Origin of the sequence: Sorangium sp. So ce281, from assembly GCF_051527395.1 — a bacterium.
GTDB classification, from domain to species: domain Bacteria; phylum Myxococcota_A; class Polyangia; order Polyangiales; family Polyangiaceae; genus Sorangium; species Sorangium cellulosum_B.
The window spans coordinates 10229749-10247628 of sequence record NZ_CP150322.1; the positions used below are offsets into that span (position 1 = coordinate 10229749).

The 17880-nt window shown below is 71.1% G+C and carries 16 protein-coding genes and 1 pseudogene; 14 read left to right on the top strand and 3 right to left on the bottom strand.

The annotated features are described in order from the left end of the window. The first annotated feature begins 44 nt into the window (after window positions 1-44). From WMF27_RS39085 to WMF27_RS39115, 7 genes are all read left to right on the top strand, one after another. Complete coding sequence (locus WMF27_RS39085) at window positions 45-773, top strand: nuclear transport factor 2 family protein (protein WP_437763810.1); 729 nt, start codon at window positions 45-47, stop codon at window positions 771-773. Window positions 774-830: 57 nt separating this feature from the next. Next, entirely contained in the window at window positions 831-1508 is a 678-nt protein-coding gene (locus WMF27_RS39090) for a TetR/AcrR family transcriptional regulator (protein ID WP_437763809.1), read from the top strand. Continuing rightward, window positions 1505-2020, top strand: coding sequence for a hypothetical protein (locus WMF27_RS39095; protein WP_437763808.1), 516 nt, complete (start codon window positions 1505-1507; stop codon window positions 2018-2020). Before WMF27_RS39090 ends, WMF27_RS39095 begins: the two co-directional genes overlap by 4 nt. Next, the gene (locus WMF27_RS39100; protein WP_437763807.1) at window positions 2001-2189 is read left to right on the top strand and encodes a hypothetical protein; all 189 of its coding nucleotides are present in this window, start codon (window positions 2001-2003) and stop codon (window positions 2187-2189) included. Before WMF27_RS39095 ends, WMF27_RS39100 begins: the two co-directional genes overlap by 20 nt. 11 nt (window positions 2190-2200) lie before the next feature. After that, a complete protein-coding gene (locus tag WMF27_RS39105; protein WP_437763806.1) occupies window positions 2201-3736 on the top strand; it encodes an Eco57I restriction-modification methylase domain-containing protein in 1536 nt (511 codons plus the stop codon). 79 nt (window positions 3737-3815) lie between these two features. Then, complete coding sequence (locus WMF27_RS39110) at window positions 3816-4901, top strand: ATP-binding protein (RefSeq protein WP_437763805.1); 1086 nt, start codon at window positions 3816-3818, stop codon at window positions 4899-4901. Between the two features lie 9 nt (window positions 4902-4910). Further along, entirely contained in the window at window positions 4911-7400 is a 2490-nt protein-coding gene (locus WMF27_RS39115) for a DUF5682 family protein (RefSeq protein WP_437763804.1), read from the top strand. A 73-nt stretch (window positions 7401-7473) separates the two neighbouring features. On the opposite strand, the gene WMF27_RS39120 is transcribed toward WMF27_RS39115, so the two are convergent. Next, the gene (locus WMF27_RS39120) at window positions 7474-8430 is read right to left on the bottom strand and encodes a hypothetical protein (protein WP_437763803.1); all 957 of its coding nucleotides are present in this window, start codon (window positions 8428-8430) and stop codon (window positions 7474-7476) included. Between the two features lie 105 nt (window positions 8431-8535). Further along, complete coding sequence (locus tag WMF27_RS39125; RefSeq protein ID WP_437763802.1) at window positions 8536-9531, bottom strand: LysR family transcriptional regulator; 996 nt, start codon at window positions 9529-9531, stop codon at window positions 8536-8538. 185 nt (window positions 9532-9716) lie between these two features. Here WMF27_RS39125 and WMF27_RS39130 point away from each other — a divergent pair, with 185 nt between their 5' ends. The 7 genes and pseudogenes from WMF27_RS39130 (at window position 9717) to WMF27_RS39160 (ending at window position 14836) form a co-directional block, all read left to right on the top strand. Further along, window positions 9717-10037: a putative quinol monooxygenase gene (locus WMF27_RS39130; protein WP_437763801.1), complete on the top strand. Its 321-nt coding sequence runs from the start codon at window positions 9717-9719 to the stop codon at window positions 10035-10037. Between the two features lie 632 nt (window positions 10038-10669). Beyond that, a complete protein-coding gene (locus tag WMF27_RS39135) occupies window positions 10670-10942 on the top strand; it encodes a hypothetical protein (RefSeq protein WP_437763800.1) in 273 nt (90 codons plus the stop codon). A gap of 430 nt (window positions 10943-11372) precedes the next feature. After that, window positions 11373-11597, top strand: a pseudogene (locus tag WMF27_RS39140) (sigma 54-interacting transcriptional regulator); the annotation flags it as partial. Window positions 11598-11646: 49 nt separating this feature from the next. After that, window positions 11647-12315 (top strand): UPF0158 family protein, encoded by a 669-nt coding sequence (locus tag WMF27_RS39145; protein ID WP_437763799.1) that lies wholly within the window; start codon window positions 11647-11649, stop codon window positions 12313-12315. Window positions 12316-12338: 23 nt separating this feature from the next. After that, on the top strand, window positions 12339-12968 hold the full coding sequence (locus tag WMF27_RS39150; RefSeq protein WP_437763798.1) for an OmpA family protein: 630 nt from the start codon (window positions 12339-12341) through the stop codon (window positions 12966-12968). A 50-nt stretch (window positions 12969-13018) separates the two neighbouring features. Then, window positions 13019-13405: an AgmX/PglI C-terminal domain-containing protein gene (locus tag WMF27_RS39155; protein WP_437763797.1), complete on the top strand. Its 387-nt coding sequence runs from the start codon at window positions 13019-13021 to the stop codon at window positions 13403-13405. A gap of 192 nt (window positions 13406-13597) precedes the next feature. Beyond that, window positions 13598-14836, top strand: coding sequence for a VWA domain-containing protein (locus WMF27_RS39160; RefSeq protein WP_437763796.1), 1239 nt, complete (start codon window positions 13598-13600; stop codon window positions 14834-14836). Between the two features lie 853 nt (window positions 14837-15689). On the opposite strand, the gene WMF27_RS39165 is transcribed toward WMF27_RS39160, so the two are convergent. Further along, window positions 15690-17879 carry an ATP-binding protein gene (locus WMF27_RS39165; protein ID WP_437763795.1) on the bottom strand — a complete coding sequence of 730 codons (2190 nt, stop codon included), beginning with the start codon at window positions 17877-17879 and terminating at the stop codon, window positions 15690-15692. Between the last annotated feature and the right edge of the window lies 1 nt (window position 17880).

Below are 17880 nucleotides of genomic sequence, written 5' to 3' on the forward strand. Positions count from 1 at the left end.
CACTACCCGGGTTTCCCGCATGTTGGAAATCGTTCACGGAGGGCTTGACACCCCACCTCCCTTCCCATAAGCAAGTAAGTACTTGCTTGCATACGGCAAGCAGTCGGGCCGAGAACCACGACACGGAAGGGATCGGTATGAACGACCATCGCCATGACAACCGTCTATCGCTGGGAATGCGGGCGCGCGGCTTGGGAGCGCGAGGCGTCTTTGTCGCGGCCATTGCCGCCGCCGGCGTCTTCGCGGGTTGCGAGCCCGCGGCTGAGACCTCCGCGGAGCTGCCGGAGAATGAACCGGAGTTGGCGTCCATCGAGCTGCGCCTTTCAACCCTCGAGGCCAAGGAGGAGATCCGCACGATCCTCCTCGCGGTCGCGACGGTCGTGGATTCGGCCGATCCGGCGCGGCTCGACGAGCTGGTTCCTCACCTCACGGAGGACTTCGTGCTCGATGCCGTCGACTTCGACGGCGTGGTGCACCATTTCGAGGGCGTGGACGGCGTGACAACGGGCTTCGGGCCCATCATGAAGGAGGCCGATGCCAACCTGATGCCGAGCGCGATCGACGTGGAGCTCGACGGAAACACGGCGTATGCGTCCTTCAAATTCGCAAACTCGGTCAAGCCGCCGCCGCAGCTCAACCTGCCCGTCGACGTCAAGGTCCTGCTCTTTGCCGCGAACTCCGCCGTGCTCCGCAAAGAGAATGGCGCCTGGAAGCTCGCCTCGTTCGAGCTTCTGCATTCCCTCGCGTACCCCGGGAGCCTCCCGCCGCCGTGAAGAACGCGCGGGCCTCCGGGCTTGACATCGCCACAAAGCAAGCAAATATTCGCTTTCATGACGCGGACACGTCTTCCTGGCGCGGATCGCCGGCGGCAGATCGCCGAGGCCGCGCTTCGGATCATCGCCACAGCCGGCGTCCATCGGCTGACCGCAGCGGAGATCGCGCGTGAGGTCGGCATCGCCGACGGGAGCATCTTCCGGCACTTCGAGGACAAGCGCGCGATCGTCACGGCCGCGGTGGACGCCTTCGAGGCGATGCTCTTCGAGGACCTTCCGCCCGAGGATCCCGATCCGCTGGAGCGGCTGAAGAGCTTCATCCTCCGCCGCCTCTCGCTCGTGCGCGCGCACCCGGAGATCTTGCGGCTCGCGTTCAACGACCGGCTCGTCGAGGCCGCTGGCGAGGAGGGCGCAGCGCGCGTGCAGGCGTCCGTGCAGCGCTCGGTCTCGTTCGTCCGAGCCTGCCTCGCCGAGGCCCAGGAGAAGGGAACCATCACGTCCGCCGTGCCAGTGGAGGTGATGGTCTGGGCCGTCACGGGGATCATTCGCGGCGCTGCATTCCGGGAGATGGCCGGCGCGGCAACACCCCTCACGCCGGAGGCGCTGTGGCCCTCGATTGCCACATTGCTCCGCGGCACGCCGCCCCGCGCGCCCACGCGGGACGAAGAAAAGCGAAATGCGGGCAAGAGCAGGGAAGCCACCGAAGCACGCAAAAGGAAGGAACGAGCGCCATGATCTTGGTTTCTCGATATGGTTTCCTCATCCTCGTCGCCAGCGCCGTCTCCGCCTGCGCAAGCTCGCCGCCGCGCGAGGTCAAGTGCGCGAACGCCGAGGCGGCACATCCAGCGCATGACGCGCACGCACACGACGAACACACGCGCGCAGCCCAGGCTCCGGCGAGCGGCGCGAGCGCCGAGGGCGCGCGCGTCGATCCGCTCACGATCCCCCGGGAAGCCGGGCCGGGGGCGCCGAGGGAGGTCAAGGTTCTCCTGGACAACCCCTTCATGAAGGTCGTGGTCATCACGCTGCGCGCGGGGACGGTGCTGCCGATGCATACGGCGCCCGTGCCGGTCACCATCCAGGCCATCGCAGGCGCCGGGACGGTGCGCGCGGACGGGAGCGACTCGCGAATCGATCGCGAGCACCTCGTGGCGCTCTCTCCCGGCGTCCCGCACGAGGTGACGCCTGATGCGAAGACGGACCTCGTGCTGCTCGTGCAGCAAATGCGTGGGGGAACGGCGCGATGATACCCACGACGAGACCCAGCGTGCCGAGGAGTTGGCGGGCGCGGAGGGTGCGGATGACGTGCTCGGCGGTGGCGGCGTCTATCGACGCGACGCCCGTCACGTCGATGATGACGTGACGGCCCTGGGCTTCGGGATACCGCCGCTCGCCGCGGTGGCGGCGCTGCGGTAACCAGGTCATCGATGAGCCGGACAGCGAGACTCGAGGCAGCCGCCCTGCCGCCGCTCCTCGACCGCGTCGACCTCCACCGCATCGAAGCCGCGCGGGCGCTCGATCCTCGCACGCGGTCCGCGCTGGGTCAGTTCCTCACGCCGCCGCCGGTGGCGACGTTCATGGCGTCGCTGTTCGAGCGGCCCTGCGAGGAGATCCGCGTGCTGGACGCCGGCGCCGGCGTGGGCAGCCTCCTCGCCGCGTTCACGGCCAGCGCATGCGCCGGCCGGATACGCCCGAGCGCGATCCGCGCGACTGGCTTCGAGATCGACCCGCGGCTCGCGGCGTACCTGCGTCGGACGGCGCGCGCGTGTCGCGACGAGTGCGCTGGCGCCGGGATCGACTTCGCTGCCCGCATCATCGAGGCCGATTTCATCCGGTCGGCCGTCGAGCAACTCGACGGCGGCCGGCCTCGCCCGGGCATGCCGCGCTCGTTCACGCACGCGATCCTGAATCCACCCTACAAGAAGCTCAACTCGGACACCGAGGCCAGGGCGGCGCTGCGGCGCGTGGGCCTCGAGACCAGCAACCTGTACACGGCCTTTCTTGGTCTCGCGATTCTTCTCCTGGAGCCGGGCGGGGAGCTCGTCGCGATCACCCCCCGGAGCTTCTGCAATGGTCCTTACTTTCGACCGTTCCGGGAGCTGTTCTTCCGGGAGATGTCGCTGCGAAGGGTGCACGTCTTCGAATCGCGCAAAGCGGCGTTCGCGGAGGACGAGGTCCTTCAAGAGAACGTCATCATTCACGCCGTCAGGGGCGGTCGGCGCGATCCTGTCACCATCTCGTCGTCGCACGGTCCCGAGGGCGAGCTGCTGTCCGCCCGCTCCGTGCCATTCGAACACGTCGTCCGGCCTGGAGATCCCGAGCTGTTCGTCCACGTGGTGCCGGACGACGCCGGGGAGAAGGTCGCCGCCACGTTCGCGCGCATGCCATCCCGCTTGACGGACTTGAATGTGGGCGTCTCGACGGGAAAGGTCGTCGACTTCCGAGCGCGCGAGTTCTTGCGGCAGGAGCCCGACAGGGGCACCGGTCCGCTGATCTACCCGACGCACCTCGCGTCGGGCGTCGTTCGCTGGCCCAAGCGCGGCAAGAAGCCGAACGCCCTCGTGGACGCCCCGGGGACCGTCGATCTCTGGATGCCCAGCGGGAACTACGTGCTCGTCAAGCGCTTCTCGTCGAAGGAGGAGCGGCGGCGGGTCGTCGCCGCCCTCTTCACGCCCGAGAGCGCGCCGGGAGACAGGATCGGGTTCGAGAACCACCTCAACGTGCTCCACCGAGGCGGCAAGGGGCTGCCGGCCGTGATGGCGCGCGGCCTCGTCGCCTTCTTGAACTCGACACTCGTGGATACGCACGTTCGACAGTTCAACGGGCACACCCAGGTAAACGCAACCGACTTGAGGAACCTCAGGTACCCGACCGTCGAGCAGATCGAGCGGCTCGGGCGGCGCGTGCCCGATCCCGGTCTTCCACAGGAGGAGCTCGACCACATCGTCGAGCAGGTGCTGTGACGGCGAGGAGCTCGAAAGCGCTCGCGCCGTTCTCCCTCCCGCTCTCCGCCCCGTTCTGCGGTAATCTCCTGCGCCACCCATGAGCGACCTCCGCCAGCCCGCCGAGACCAAGTACGAACACGAGCTCGCGGCCCTCGCCGCCCACGACACGGCGCCGAGGCCGCCCGGGTGGCGCCTCTCGCCGAGGGCCGTCGAGACCTACATCCTCGGCAGCGACAAACCCGTCGGCGGCGTCGCGATCTCCCCCAAGTACATCGGCGATCGCGCCCTCGTGCAGGTCGCCCTCGCGACCCTCGCCTCCGACCGCGCCCTCATGCTCGTCGGCGAGCCGGGCACCGCCAAGAGCTGGCTCTCCGAGCACCTCTCCGCCGCCATCAGCGGCACGAGCGCCCTCGTCGTCCAGGGCACCGCGGGCACCAGCGAGGAGCACGTCAAATACGGCTGGAACTACGCCCTGCTCCTCGCCGAAGGGCCCTCGCAGAAGGCGCTCGTGCCCTCGCCCATCCTCCGCGCCATGCGCGACGGGCGCTTCGCGCGCTTCGAGGAGATCACCCGCACGTCGTCGGAGATCCAGGACGCGCTCATCTCCATCCTGTCCGAGAAGCAGATCGCCGTCCCCGAGCTCGACCAGGTCGTCCCCGCGCAGCGCGGCTTCAACCTCATCGCCACCGCCAACACCCGCGACCGCGGCGTCAACGAGATGAGCGCCGCGCTCAAGCGCCGCTTCAACTTCATCACCGTCCCCGTCGTCGACGACCTCGAGCAGGAGATCCGCATCGTGCAGAAGCGCGAGGCCGAGCTCCGCGGCGACTACCAGGTCGGCGTCGAGCCGCCCGCCGAGCTCGCCAAGCTGCTCGTCACGCTCTTCCAGGAGCTCCGCGCCGGCGTCACCAAGGACGGCAAGACCAAGGTGAAGACCCCGGGCTCCGTCCTGTCGACCGCGGAGGCCATCAGCGTGCTCTTCAACAGCGGCATCCTCGCGCAGCACTTCGGCACCGGGAAGGTCACCGCCGACGACCTCTCCCGCTCGCTGCTCGGCGCCGTGAGCAAGGAGGGCGGCGACGACCTCAAGGCCGTCCGCGAGTACTGCGAGACCGTGGCCAAGGGCCGCGCAGGGCTCTGGAAGGAGTTCTACACCTCCGCCAAGAAGCGCCTCGCGACCTGAAGGGACCCGATGGACCTCGACCGGCTCGCCGCCGTCCACCTCTTCCCGGTGCGCCACCACTCGCCGCGCTCCAGCGCGACGCTGCGCGCCTACCTCGACGAGGTGCGCCCGAAGGCGATCTTCGTCGAGGGCCCGAGCGACGCCACCCCGCTCCTCGAGGCGCTCGTCGACCCGAAGACCGTCCCGCCCGTCGCGATCCTCGGCTACCGCACCGACGGGGAGCCCGCGTCGTCGCTGTGGCCATTCGCCGCTTACTCGCCCGAGTACGTCGCGGTGAAATGGGCCTTCGAGCACGGCGTGCGCGTCGAGCTCATCGACATCCCCGTCGGCACGACGCTCGCGCCCTTCGACGGCGCCCAGGTCGGCCACGACGACGCCGACGATCCGGGCGGCCACGAGCGCGAGATCGACGAGGACCGCGGCGAGCAAGGTGAACACGACGGACACGGCGAGCCCGGCGAGCCCGCGGACGACGGCGGCGCAGGGGACGGCGGCGACGGCGGGCCGGCCAGCGCGGAGGGGGCGCAGGAGAGCATCTATGCGGCGTGCGCGCGCGCCCGGGGCTTCCGCTCGTTCGAGGAGTTCTGGGAGGCCTCGTTCGAGGCGCCCCGCTACGAACCCGGGCCGTTCCGCGAGGCCCTGCTCGCGTACGCGGACCTCGTGCGCAGCGACGGGGACCGGCTGATCCACAGGGCGCGCGACGCGTACATGGCGCGGAGCATCCTCGAGCGCATGGGGCCGGACCTCGCCCCGCACGAGGTCGCGGCCGTGCTCGGCGCGGCGCACGCGGCGGCGTTCGCGGCGCGCGACGTCGATCCGGCGCTGGAGGCGCGGCTGCCGGCGCCGATCCCGTGCGCCGTGACGCTCATCCCGTTCAGCTTTCCGCGGCTCTCCGAGCAGCTCGGCTACGGCGCGGGCAACCGGGCGCCGCAGTACTACCAGCGCGCGCACGACGCGGGCGGCGACTTCCGGCGCGCCACCCTCGAGGTGCTGATCGACTTCACCGAGCACCTCCGCCTCCGCGGCTTCATGGCCTCGCTCGCCGACACCATCGAGGCCTTCCGCCTCGCGGTCTCGCTCGCCGAGCTCCGCGGCAAGGCGGAGCCCGGCCTCGACGAGGTGCGCGAGGCGACGATCGCCACGATGTGCCGCGGCGACGCCACGCACGTCGACGGCTTCCTCTGGCCGGCCGTCATCGGGCGCAACGTGGGCCGCGTCGGGGGCGGCATCGGGAAGAACTCGCTCCAGGAGGAGTTCTGGCGCGAGGTGCGCGAGCGCAGGCTCCCCGCCACCGACGCGCCCGAGTCGTTCCGGCTGTCGCTCACGAACGAGGTCGAGGTCGGGACGAGCGTGCTCCTGCACCGGCTCCGCATCGCGAAGATCCCCTACGCGGCGTACGCCGGCACCCGGGCGGCCGGGCGGGGCGGCGCGGGCGCTCGCGGGCAGCGGCGCGGGCAGGCGGCGAGCGAGGCGCCGCCGGACGAGCTGCTCCGGCAGCTGAGCGAGACGTGGGAGGCGCAGTGGACGCCGGCGACCGACGTGGCGCTCGTCGAGAAGATCGTCCTCGGCGACACGCTGGAGCAGGTGGCGACGCGGCTGCTCGAGGAGGACCTCGCGGCGTGCCACACGACCGGCGAGGCCGCCGACGTGCTGCTGAACGCGGTGCTCGCGTCGAGCGCCCGCGCGGCGGCCTCGGCGCTCGACGCGTGCGACCGGTTCGCCACGGGCGACAGCGATCTGCCGTCGCTCGCCCGGGCGTGCCGCGCCTTCGCGGGGCTCGCGTCGTTCGGGTCGTCGCGATCGCTGTCGTCGCTCGGCGACGGGGTGATCGCGGCGATGCTGGAGAAGACGTTCGCGCGCGCGGTCCTGCGCGTCCACGGCGGCTGCACGGGCAGCGACGAGGCGGTCGCCCCGGCCAAGGAGGCGCTGCGCACGCTGCACGACGTGGCGCTGTCGCAGCCGATCGTCGACCGCGCCGCGTGGTTCGAGGCGGCGCGGGCGCTCGTGGACAGCGACGCGGTGAACCCCACGGCGTCGGGCCTCGCGTGCGGGCTGCTCTACCTGGCGCAGGAGCTCGACGACCGAGGGGACCGCGAAGGCGGCCCCCCGGACCACGATGGCGCGGTCGCGCGGATCGTCGGCCTGCGGCTCGGGAGCGCGGCCCCGCCCGAGGCGGCGGCGTCGTTCCTGGCCGGCTTCCTCGAGGTGAACGCGCTCGTGCTCGTGAAGAGCCGCCCCGTGGTCGAGGCGCTCGACGCGTTCCTCGGGGGCATCCTTCCCGAGCGCTTCAAGGACACGCTCCCGGTCCTGCGGCGCGCGTTCGCGGCGCTCGGCGCGACCGAGCGGCGGTACCTGCTCGAGAACGTGCTCGCCGCGCGGAAGCTCGGGGACAAGGCCCGCGCGGCGCAGGCGGTGCTCCTGGAGAAGGACCGCGAGAAGCTGAAGGAGATGAGCGAGGACCTGTCGCAGGCCATGGACGACCTGGACGACCTGCTCTGACGCGGGGCCGTGACCGCGGCGCCGCGCGCCCCCCTCACCACGCGGCCGGCCGGGCCAGCGGGGCTCGCTCGCCTCACTCCTCCCGGCCGGCCCGCGACCAGCCGCCGACGTTGAGGTCCGGGTGCTGCGCCAGGAAGCTCTGCATGCCGGGCGGCGGGGACGCCCACGCTGCGAGGCGCGCCGGCGCCTTCTTGGCGGGCACCACCGCCGAGCGCGTGTAGGAGCTCCACGCGCCGTCGCCGCAGGCATAACACGCGGCGCGCGCGAGCTTCGCGGTCACCCGGAGCGCCCCCCGCGCGTCGTAGGCCGGCGCGATCTGCACGAGCTCCGGCGCATCCTCCTCTTGCCGGGCGGCCTCGGGGTCGGCCTCGTCCTCGTCGAGGAGCGCCTCGGCCTCGCCCTGCAGCGCCGGCACGCCGGACACCTCGGCGAGCAGGTCGACGATCGCCCCCCTCTCGGCGTCCCACACCGTGAACTCCACGCCCACGAAGCCGTGTGCGCCGCACGCGTAGTTGTACGTCCGCTCCTCGATGAACAGGTACGGCCCGACGCTCCCGATCGCCTCCGCCTCGTGCTGCACCACGTTGCTCCCGTCCGCGTCCGACGGCGCGATCACCTGCTGGCGCGCGCCCGTCCCGCGCAGCACGAGCTCCGCGCGGTTCCCGGTGCCCTCGCCCGGCTCGTGCTTCTCCTCGGGCCCGAACTCGCAGGCCGAGGTCTCCACCTTCACCTCGCGCACCTCCCAGCGCCACTCCCCTCGACCGGTCGCCACGACGATCCCGGGCTCCTCGCGGATCACCGCGCCTTCCTCGGTAAGGTGCCATGTCCGAGGCGGCCCATCGCCCGTGCGGCCCCAGACGAGGAGCGCCCCGCCGAGCGCGGCGCCCGCAGCGCCCGTGGACTCGGACGAACGCGGGGCAGGCGGGGGCGGGACGTCGAGGGCAACGGGAAGAGCCGGCTGCGGGCGGGCGGCGCAGCCGGAGAGCAGCGCAAGCAAAGCGATCGACGTGGCGAGTCGGGGGCGCGGCATGCCGGCCGGAGGAGCACGGCACATGCCGCGCAGCGCCCCCCGGAAAACCCACACCGCGCCGAGGATCGGTGTCGCCGCGGGCCCACGCCGCGTGGCAGGTCAGCCTCATCGCGATCCGGCCTGGACCAGCGCCTGGCGGGGGAGCTCCCCCTGCGCGTCAGGAGCGGATCCTCGGCCGCCTTCGCCCGGGCCCGCGACGGGCTCACACGCGACGGCGCGCTCGATGGCGGCGCGAAGCCAGCTATGGCCCTCGTCGCCCTCGGAGCGTTCCGGCCAGACGAGCGTCAAGGTGTAGCCCCTCGCCTCGAGCGGACACGGCCGCACCACGAGATCGAGCTCCCGGGCCAGCGCCACGGCGACCCGCGCGGACACGGTGAGCAGCAGGTCAGAGCCGGAGAGGATGAACGGAGCGACGAGGAAATGCGACACGGTCAGGGTCACCCGACGACGCAGCCCCCGCGCCGCCAGCTCCTGATCGATGACGTTGTGGTCCTCTCCGTGCGGCGAGATCATCAGGTGCTCGCAAGCAGCGTAGCGCGCCGCCGTGAGCGCCTTCCGGGAGGCCGGGTGGCCCCGCCGCATCAGGCAGACGAGCTGCTCGGCCGCGAGCTGCGTGGACCGGCATCCGTCGGGCACCGGCCCGCCGCGCCCCAGCTTGGCGTCGAGCTCGCCGCGGCGCAGGAGCTCGGCGAAATCCGGCGGGATGTTGCGGCACCGCAGGTTCACGTGCGGCGCCTCGGCGGCGAGGATCCTGGTCAACGGCGGGAGCACGAGCAGCTCCAGGTTGTCGGTCGCGACGAGCCGGAACGTGCGGGTCGAGCGCCTCGGGTCGAACCGCTCGGCCTGGCAGAAGACCTGCTCGAGCCGCTCGACGGCCTCGGCTGCTCTCGGCAAGAGGTCCCGCGCTCGCTCGCTCAACGTCATCTGCCTGCCCACCTGGACGAGCAACGGATCCCCGAAATGGGCGCGCAGCCGTGAAAGCGCGTGGCTCATCGAGGGCTGCGTCACGCCCACCCGGCGCGCAGCGCGCGTGACGCTCCTCTCCTGGAGCAGAGCGTGCAAGGCCACGACAAGGTGGGTGTCCACCGACGGCAGGCGCATGGTCGATGGATACCACGCCGACCCATAGACATCGTCTATGGATCGGTTCACCGACTGTCGATTCGACGCTCGATCCGCCAGCGCGTATCTCTGGTCTCCAGATGGCTCGTGCCGCCGCACGACGCCCCCAGGTGCCGCCGCACGGAGCCGGAGCCCCCAGGGAGTCCCCAACCCAGGAAGCTGCCATGATCATCGAGTACATTCGCTACACGATCCCCGCAGAGCAAGAGCAGGCGTTCCTGTCCGCTTATCGCGCTGCAGCCACGGAGCTGCGCGGCTCCGTGCATTGCCTCGACTACGAGATCTCCCGATGCACCGAGGAGCCGGCGAGCTTCGTCGTCCGCATCCGCTGGGACTCGCTGGAAGGCCACCTCCAGGGGTTTCGCAAGGAGGCGTCGTTCCCGTCATTCTTCGCCAAGGTGAAGCCCTTCTACGCGTGCATCCAGGAGATGAGGCACTATGCCTTGACCGACGTCGCCGGCGCGGGGGGCCACCCTGACGGCTGAACGAGCGCGCGTACGACGCGGGCTCCCCTGGTTTCGCGCAGGCCATCGTGCGATGCTCGCTCGATGACGCGGAAGATCGCATCGTTCCAGGCGCTCGCTCTCGGACGGTCGCTCTCGCTTCTTCTGCTCCTCGTTCACTGCACGAGCACGCCGAGCCCGACGACCTCAGCCGCGACCCCGGACGCTCCGCCCGGCCGAGGGCCTGGCGCGATCGCGGAGCGAGGGCCCGGCCCGGAGGCGGCCCCCGAGCAGGGGCCGGCGCCGGGGTCCGAGCCAGCGCCCGGCAGCGCGCCGACGTCCGATCCCGACCAGAGCCCTGCTTCCGGTCACGCGCCCAGAGCGGACCTCCCGCCGCCCGCCAAGCCGGCGCGATGCGCTGCTCCGGCCCGACCTGCTCCGGACTTCGTCGATTGCGTCGCCCGCGAGGTCTTCGCCGCCGGCTGCTGCTACCCCAGCTTCGATGCAGCCTGTGCTGGCCTCGGCTGCTCTCCGACGTCCTGCGAGCTCTTGAAATCGACCCCCCCGCAGGCCCAATGCACCCGCTGATGTCCATGCCCCCGGAGGGCGCGGCGATGGGCAGCTCTCGACAACAGCCATGTCCGCGGCGACAGCCCGATCGCTCGTCGCCGTGGGTGCATAAGCCCGTCGCGGCGCTCCTCATGCTCCTCGTGGCGGGCGCCGCGCTCGCGGCCTGCTCCAGGGTCACCGGCGCGCCGAAGGGCCGCGAGGCAGCGCCGGAGCGCGACAGCGCCTGCGCGGATCCCGCGAAGCCCAAAGCGTACTTCTATCCTGCGGAGAACCGGACGGACTACGCGCCTGACGACCCCTGGAAAGACGGCTGCGCCATGCTGGTGCCAGATCACCTGTTCTGCTGCCCGGAGAAGGCGCCCGCCGCGCCGCGGTGATAGGTTCTACCGGAGCGGCCCGCCAGGCTCCTCCGGGGAGCGCGCGCTGGCGGCCTGCGCGCGACCCGCGCGCGGGCCATCGCCGGTGCTGCAAAATGCGGCATGTCGTACTTTGCGGCGGCGTCGAGCCGCGTTGGCTCGCCGCGCTCGACCTGCGCTACGACGTCGGGCATGAAGCTGGCGCGCAAGCTGACGCTCGCCCTGGTGTTCGGGGTCTTCCTTGTGCTCGCGCTGAGCGCCTACGTGCAGATCCGGCAGGCGGTCGTGCACAGGCTCCCTCACGAAGGCGCGGACGTGCTCGTCACGTGCGTGCCGGTGCCGGTGACCGGCGACCGCGCCGGCGCGCTGGAGCTCTCCGAGTCGCTGGTGGACGGGGACGTCACGGGGGATGAGGTGCCGGCCAGCGGGCAGATCATCCTCGAGCAGTCACATCGCCGACTCGGACACGTCGATCCTCATCACGGGAGAGAGCGGGACCGGCAAGGAGCTCGTCGCCCGCGCCCTGCACCAGCGCAGCCGGCGGAGCGAGGGCGCGTTCGTGGCGGTCAATTGCGCCGCGGTCCCGGACGCCCTCCTCGAGAGCGAGCTCTTCGGTCACGCGCGGGGCGCGTTCACCGACGCCAAAGGGGCCAGGAGCGGCCTGTTCGCGGCCGCGCGCCTCCTGCGTGACCGGCATGCGAGCGGCCTGCGGGCCGAGCGCGCAGATGAGCACCATCACGCCGAAGTCCGCCGCTGCGAACCGGAGCATCCCTGTCGACTGGAACGCCCTCGCGAACGCCTTCGACAACAACGCTCAACACATTCGCTATTTCCTTCACCTCGAGACAGGCGCGGTGATCCGGCTGGTCGACGGGCTCGCCGACCCGGACACGCGCGCGCGCGTCGAGGCGGATCCGGGCTGCGTGCGCGTCGAGGCCATCGGCGCGCCGGAGCAGTACCGATGGCTGCAGGCGTTCATCCCGACGGTCGACGACCTCGAGCTCCAGCTGCTGCTCCTGCAGTGCCTCCAGGGGCGCGGATCGTTTCGGCGGTTCAAGGCCGTGCTCGCTGGCAGGCCGGAGCAGCTCCGGCGCTGGCGCGTCTTCCGGTTCGCGCAAATCCGTGCCACCATCCTCGCATGGTTTCACACCCGCGGCCTGATACCGGCTTCGTTCAAGCATGCGTGGCCCGGCGAAAGCGCTGAGCCGAGGAGATCTCACGCCGCCGACTCGGCTCGCCAGCGGCTCCACGCGGCGGCGAGCGCCCTCGCGCCCGGCGATCTCCACGCGCTCACGTCGCTCGCAGAGTTCCTGCGCGCGACGCGCTCCGGCCTGCCGGTCCCCGCGGTTTCATCGAGGGGCGACGCAGAGCGCCCCGGTGGTCTGGGCCCGTGACAGCGGGCCATGGAGACGCGATCATGAACGAAATCGACGATAAACGAGATGTGACGAGCCGCCCGAGCCCCCGCCGCTGGCTCGTCGCGCGGCGAGCCACGGGCCTCGGGCCCTGGGTCGCCGGCGCCGCGCTCACGGCGATGGGCCTGGGCCCGATCGCCTGCGGCGGCGTCACCACGTTCGAAGGAGGGAAGGCGCTCGCCGTCGTGGGCCGGCCGCCCGCGCCGCCCCCGCCGCCCGCGCCCCCGCCGGAGCGCGTGGTCGTGACGGACGACAAGATCGTCATCAACGAGAAGATCCAGTTCGAGTACGACCAGGCGACGATCCGGACGGAGTCCCACAGCTTGCTGGACGAGGTCGTCGGCACGATCAAGAAGCACACGCACATCAAGAAGATCGCCATCGAGGGTCACGCGAGCGCCGAGGGGTCGGAAGATCACAACCTGAAGCTCTCGGACCGCCGCGCCAAGGCCGTGATGAAGTACCTCGTCGACCACGGGATCGCCGCCGGCATGCTCACCGCCAAGGGCTTCGGCGCATCGAAGCCCATCGCGGACAACGACACGCCCGAGGGGCGCGAGAAGAACCGTCGCGTCGAGTTCAACATCGTCGAGCAGGACACCGCGCAGAAGACCGCGGAAGCCGGGAAATGAAGGCTGTTCCGAGGCCGCCCGCGAGCGGCGCTCCCCGCAAGGAGACGAGCATGAAGCAGTTGTTTTCGGGTCTCACCATGATGGTCCTGGCGATCGCGTCCGCGGGTTGCTCCTTCGCCGTGCGGAACGCCGAGATGTACCGCGACGATACGGCCGCGCTGCTCGAGACGAGGCGCGAGGAGATCAGCGCGTGTTATGACGCGGAGCTCGAGCGGAACCCCCGCGCGCAGGGCAAGGTCACCGTCGCTTTCACGGTGCTCGAGGACAGCGGCCGCATCACGAACGTCGCCGTCGACCCCGCCGGCACCACCGCGTCGGACGATGTGGCGAGCTGCGTCGTGAAGTCGATCGACGGGCTCGTCCTCACCCCGCCGGACGAGAAGCAAGGAAAGGGGAAGTTCGTCTGGGAGTTCACCGTCGGGGCTCCGAAGGCGTAGCCCCGCCGCGCCGGCGGAGCCTGGCCGCGCCGCCGCGCTCCGCCGCGCCGTCCTCCTTGTGCCCGGCGGCCACGCCCCCTATCCTGCCGCTGTGCGGCGCGCGCGCGGCGCTTGCGGCCGCTCGACGGCTCATCGGGCTCCCGCCAGACAGGCTCTCTGGAGAGCTCGCGATCCCTCCGACACCCCACAGCGATGAGCGCCCGCACCCCCAAGCAAGCCCCTCCGCCTCCCCTCGCCGGCGCGACGGATGACCTCACCGACGGCGACCGCGACGCCCTCCTGCGCTGGCGGCTCGCGCTCGGGCCGGAGGCAGAGCGCGTCGATCCTCGGCTCTCCCTCGGGGGGCTCGGCGGCGGGGCGTCCGCGCTTCACGTCGACCCGCGGCGGCTCGGCGACCTCGACAAGGCCCTCTCGTTCATCTACGACGAGCGCGCCGGCAACCTCGGCGGCTCGCGGCCGTACGTCCCCGAGTGGCTCTCCGCGGTGCGCGAGTTCTTCAGCCACGACATCGTCGCGCTCGTCCAGAAGGACGCCATCGAGAAACGGGGGCTGACGCAGCTCCTCTTCGAGCCCGAGACGCTGCCCTTCCTCGAGAAGAACGTCGAGCTCGTCGCCACCCTCATGAGCGCGAAGGGCCTCATCCCCGACGCCGCCCGGGAGACCGCCCGGCAGATCGTGCGCGAGGTCGTCGAGGAGGTGCGGCGCGCGCTGGAGTCCGAGATCCGCACCGCCGTCCTCGGCGCCCTGCGGCGGAACACGACGAGCCCGCTCCGCGTCCTCAGGAACCTCGACTGGAAGCGCACCATCCGCAAGAACCTCCGAGGGTGGGACGCGGAACGGCGCCGCCTCGTCCCCGACAAGCTCTATTTCTGGGCGAACCAGACGCGGAGACACGAGTGGGACGTCGCGATCCTCGTCGACCAGTCGGGCTCCATGGGCGAGAGCGTCGTCTACAGCTCCATCATGGCCGCGATCTTCGCGTCCCTCGACGTCCTCCGCACTCGGCTCCTCTTCTTCGACACCGAGGTCGTCGACGTGACTCCGATGCTCGTCGATCCGGTCGACGTGCTGTTCACGGCGCAGCTCGGCGGCGGCACCGACATCAACCGCGCCGTGGCCTACGCCCAGGCGAACTTCATCGAGCGCCCCGAGAAGACGCTGTTCATCCTGATCACCGACCTGTTCGAGGGCGGCAACGCCGAGGAGCTCCTCGCCCGCATGCGCCAGCTCGCCGACAGCAAGGTGAAGTCGATCTGCCTGCTCGCGCTGTCCGACAGCGGCAAACCCTCGTACGACCACGACATGGCGCAGAAGCTCGCCGCCCTCGGGACCCCGTGCTTCGGCTGCACCCCGAAGCTCCTCGTCAAGGTGGTAGAGCGGCTCATGCGAGGTCAGGACCTCGGCCCGCTGCTCGACGCCGAGGCGCGCTGAGCGCCCAGCGAGGGCACGAAGACCACGGAGGCACAGAGGACACAGAGGTTCTTTTCCTTCCTCTGCGTCGTCTGTGCCTCCGTGGCCCCTCGCGCCGCAAAGCGGGGGCGGCGTGCTCTCTCGACACCGCCGGCGTCAGCGAGAGCGTCCGCGACGCCCCGCGCCGGCCCTGTCACCGCGCGCGGCGGGTCACCTTCGCCGAGCGCTCGTCCGTCCGCCGGGCGGCGGCGCGCTTCCGGGACGTGGCGCCCCGGGCAGCGGTCGCAGAGACCCGACGGCGGGCCCCGGCCGCCCGAACCACCTCTTCGAGCGAGGGTGTCTTGACCAGGAGGGGACCCGCGCTGTTCGCGGCGCTGATCGAGGGGCCAACTAGGCTGATAGAAAGTTTCACTTGAACTACCGATGTGTGTGGCGGACTGATCACGTCGCTCAGCGAGGGCTCATCACCTATAAACCGTTTTGATCTTTTACGCAGCGTCGCAGTGCGGAGATCACGAGCCCTGAGCGCCCGTCCGGACGTGAACTTGTCCACCCGGGAGGTCCACTCGCCTTCCGCCTCTCACGGCGGATGCACGCGGGCACCACGGAGGCACGAAGGCACGGGTCTGGGTTTGCTCCGTGCCTCCGTGTCTCCGTGGTGCTCGGCGAGGGACTGCCCCCGGGTGTCGCACCGGGCGCTCTGTCACGAGCTTGTTGCACGATGCAGGCCAACGATGGACGGATGCCGGCATCGCCGCTTTTCCCAGGGGGACCGTGAGGCGCCTTTCACGGTTGAAACCACCGGTTGCAACGGTGGCGCAGCGCGACCGCCTCCCTGCCTCGCGGGCGCCAGGTGAGCTCGGGAGAGCGCCTCTCAGCCAGCGGGACCGGTCAACGATGATCCAGGGCGCTCGCCCAGGGGCCCGGACGGACCAGCCGCTCGGGGCGGGAGCGGCAACGCCACCTGGAACCTCGCCCCCATGCCCGGGGCGCTCTCCACCTGGATGCTGCCACCGTGGGCCTTCAGGATCTGGTCCACGATGTACAGGCCGACGCCCAGCCCGCCATACGAGCTGGTGGGCGCCGCCCGCTCGAAGCGCCCGAAGATCCGGGCGATGTACTCCTGAGCGATACCGATGCCCTGATCTGCCACCTGGAGCACCGCAGAGCGCCCATCCACCGAGATGCGCACCTGGATCGGCTTGCCCCGCCCGTATTTGATGGCGTTCATGAGCAGGTTCGTGATCACCTGATCGATGCGCAAGCGGTCCCACCGGCCGACCGCGGTCACCGGGATGTCCAGATCGAGCGTACAGCCGGCGCGCTCCAGCTCGGCCTCGAGGCGGCCCGCCACGTCGCGCGCCACGTCGCACAGATCCACGTCATCGAGGCTGAGCTCGAGGTGGCCGCTGTTGATGCGCGCCACGTCGAGCAGCGTGTCGATGAGCCGCGTGAGCCGGTCGATCTGCCCGCCGGCCTGGGAGAGCTTCGCCAGCACCTGCTCCGCCGGCATCCCGCCGTCCGCGCGGTGGAGGGCGCGGGTGAGGCCCTGGACCTGGAGCACCAGCGCGCTGAGCGGCGTCCTCAGCTCGTGCGAGGCGACCGCCACGAAGTCCTCGCGGATCTGCACGGCTTCGCGCGTCATCCGCAGCAGCCGGGCGTTCTCGAGGCAGAGCGCCGCGCGCTGCGCGACGTCGAGGGCGACCGCGAAATCCGGCGGCTCGAAGCGCTCGCCCGGCTCGACCCACACCAGGCTGAGCGCGCCGAGCACCTCGCCGCGCGTGACGAGCGGCACGCACAGGTAGCTGCTGGCGCCGATCTCCTGGATCACGGCGAGATCGCCGGTGTCGAGCGCCACGGCCACGTCGCGCGGAGCGCACTCGACGCGCAGGTCGGGGCGGCCGGTCGTGAGCACCGCGCCGACGCCGTCCGCGGTCAAGGCGAGCTCCCGCGGGCCGAACCGCGCCATGAACCGCGCCGCGTCGCGGGCCCTGTGCGCGGCCGCGAGCCGGCGCGCGCCGCCCTCCTCCCGCAGATCGAGCACGCACCAGGTGCAGATGCGCTCCGCGGCGATGCGCACGAGGGCCGCCACGACGCTGTCCTCGTCGAGCGACGCCGAGAACGAGCTCGACGCCTCCGCGAGGATCTCCGAGCGACGCACCGCGGCCTCGGCCTCTGCGCGGGCCGCCCGCTCGCGCGTCAGGAGGTGCAGGCGCTCCTGCTCGTGGCGCTTGCTGTCGTCGATGTCCGTGAAGCTGCCGAGCCAGGCGACCACCCGCTTCCAGACGTCCCGCTCCGGGACCGCCTGGCACAGGTGCCAGCGGTAAGCGCCGTGAATCGACCTGAGGCGACATTCGCCCTGAAAGGGCTCACCCGACTCCAGGCAGCGCCGCCACTTGCTGACGAACTGGTTCAGATCGTTCGGGTGCACGGCGGCCTGCCAGCCCCAGCCGCGGAGCGCCTCGAACGCGAGCCCCGTGTACTCCAGCCAGCGCGAGCTCACGTAATCGATGCCGCCGTCGAGCTTCGCCGTGAAGACGCACTGCGGGATGGCGTCGGCCAGGTTCTGGTACCTCGCCTGCGCGGCGCGCCGGAGGTCCTCGACCTCGGCGTCGCGCCGCCGCTGCTCGGCCTGGCGCAGGAGCTCCGCCTGCTCCTTGATCTGCTCGCCGCGCCGGTGGAGCTCGACGAACACGGCGACCTTCGCCTGGACGATCTCCGGCTCGAGCGGCTTCAGGAGGTAGTCGACGCCGCCCACGGCGTACGCCCTGTAAATGGCCGCGAGATCGTCCGTCGCCGCCGTCAGGAAGATGATCGGCGTGTGGCGCGACCGCTCCCGCTGCTTCACGAGCGAGGCGACCTCGAAGCCGTCGATGTCGGGCAGCCGCACGTCGAGCAGGATGACCGCGAAGTCCTCGGACAGGATCCTGAGGAGCGCGTCCTTGCCGCTCGCGGCGGTCACGAGGCGGTAGCTCTCGTCAGCCAGGATCGCCCTGAGCGCTGTCAGGTTCTCCGGCTGATCGTCGACAAGGAGAATGCTGGTCGTCGCGGGCGGGGTGGACACG

Excerpts from the sequence above, each read along its gene's own strand:
- WMF27_RS39125 (WP_437763802.1), bottom strand. The coding sequence starts at position 9,531 with ATGCGCCTGCCGTCGGTGGACACCCACCTTGTCGTGGCCTTGCACGCT.
- WMF27_RS39120 (WP_437763803.1), bottom strand. The coding sequence starts at position 8,430 with ATGCCGCGCCCCCGACTCGCCACGTCGATCGCTTTGCTTGCGCTGCTC.
- WMF27_RS39160 (WP_437763796.1), top strand. The coding sequence starts at position 13,598 with ATGAGCGCCCGCACCCCCAAGCAAGCCCCTCCGCCTCCCCTCGCCGGC.
- WMF27_RS39095 (WP_437763808.1), top strand. The coding sequence starts at position 1,505 with ATGATCTTGGTTTCTCGATATGGTTTCCTCATCCTCGTCGCCAGCGCC.
- WMF27_RS39155 (WP_437763797.1), top strand. The coding sequence starts at position 13,019 with ATGAAGCAGTTGTTTTCGGGTCTCACCATGATGGTCCTGGCGATCGCG.
- WMF27_RS39090 (WP_437763809.1), top strand. The coding sequence starts at position 831 with ATGACGCGGACACGTCTTCCTGGCGCGGATCGCCGGCGGCAGATCGCC.
- WMF27_RS39115 (WP_437763804.1), top strand. The coding sequence starts at position 4,911 with ATGGACCTCGACCGGCTCGCCGCCGTCCACCTCTTCCCGGTGCGCCAC.
- WMF27_RS39130 (WP_437763801.1), top strand. The coding sequence starts at position 9,717 with ATGATCATCGAGTACATTCGCTACACGATCCCCGCAGAGCAAGAGCAG.
- WMF27_RS39145 (WP_437763799.1), top strand. The coding sequence starts at position 11,647 with ATGAGCACCATCACGCCGAAGTCCGCCGCTGCGAACCGGAGCATCCCT.
- WMF27_RS39150 (WP_437763798.1), top strand. The coding sequence starts at position 12,339 with ATGAACGAAATCGACGATAAACGAGATGTGACGAGCCGCCCGAGCCCC.
- WMF27_RS39105 (WP_437763806.1), top strand. The coding sequence starts at position 2,201 with ATGAGCCGGACAGCGAGACTCGAGGCAGCCGCCCTGCCGCCGCTCCTC.
- WMF27_RS39110 (WP_437763805.1), top strand. The coding sequence starts at position 3,816 with ATGAGCGACCTCCGCCAGCCCGCCGAGACCAAGTACGAACACGAGCTC.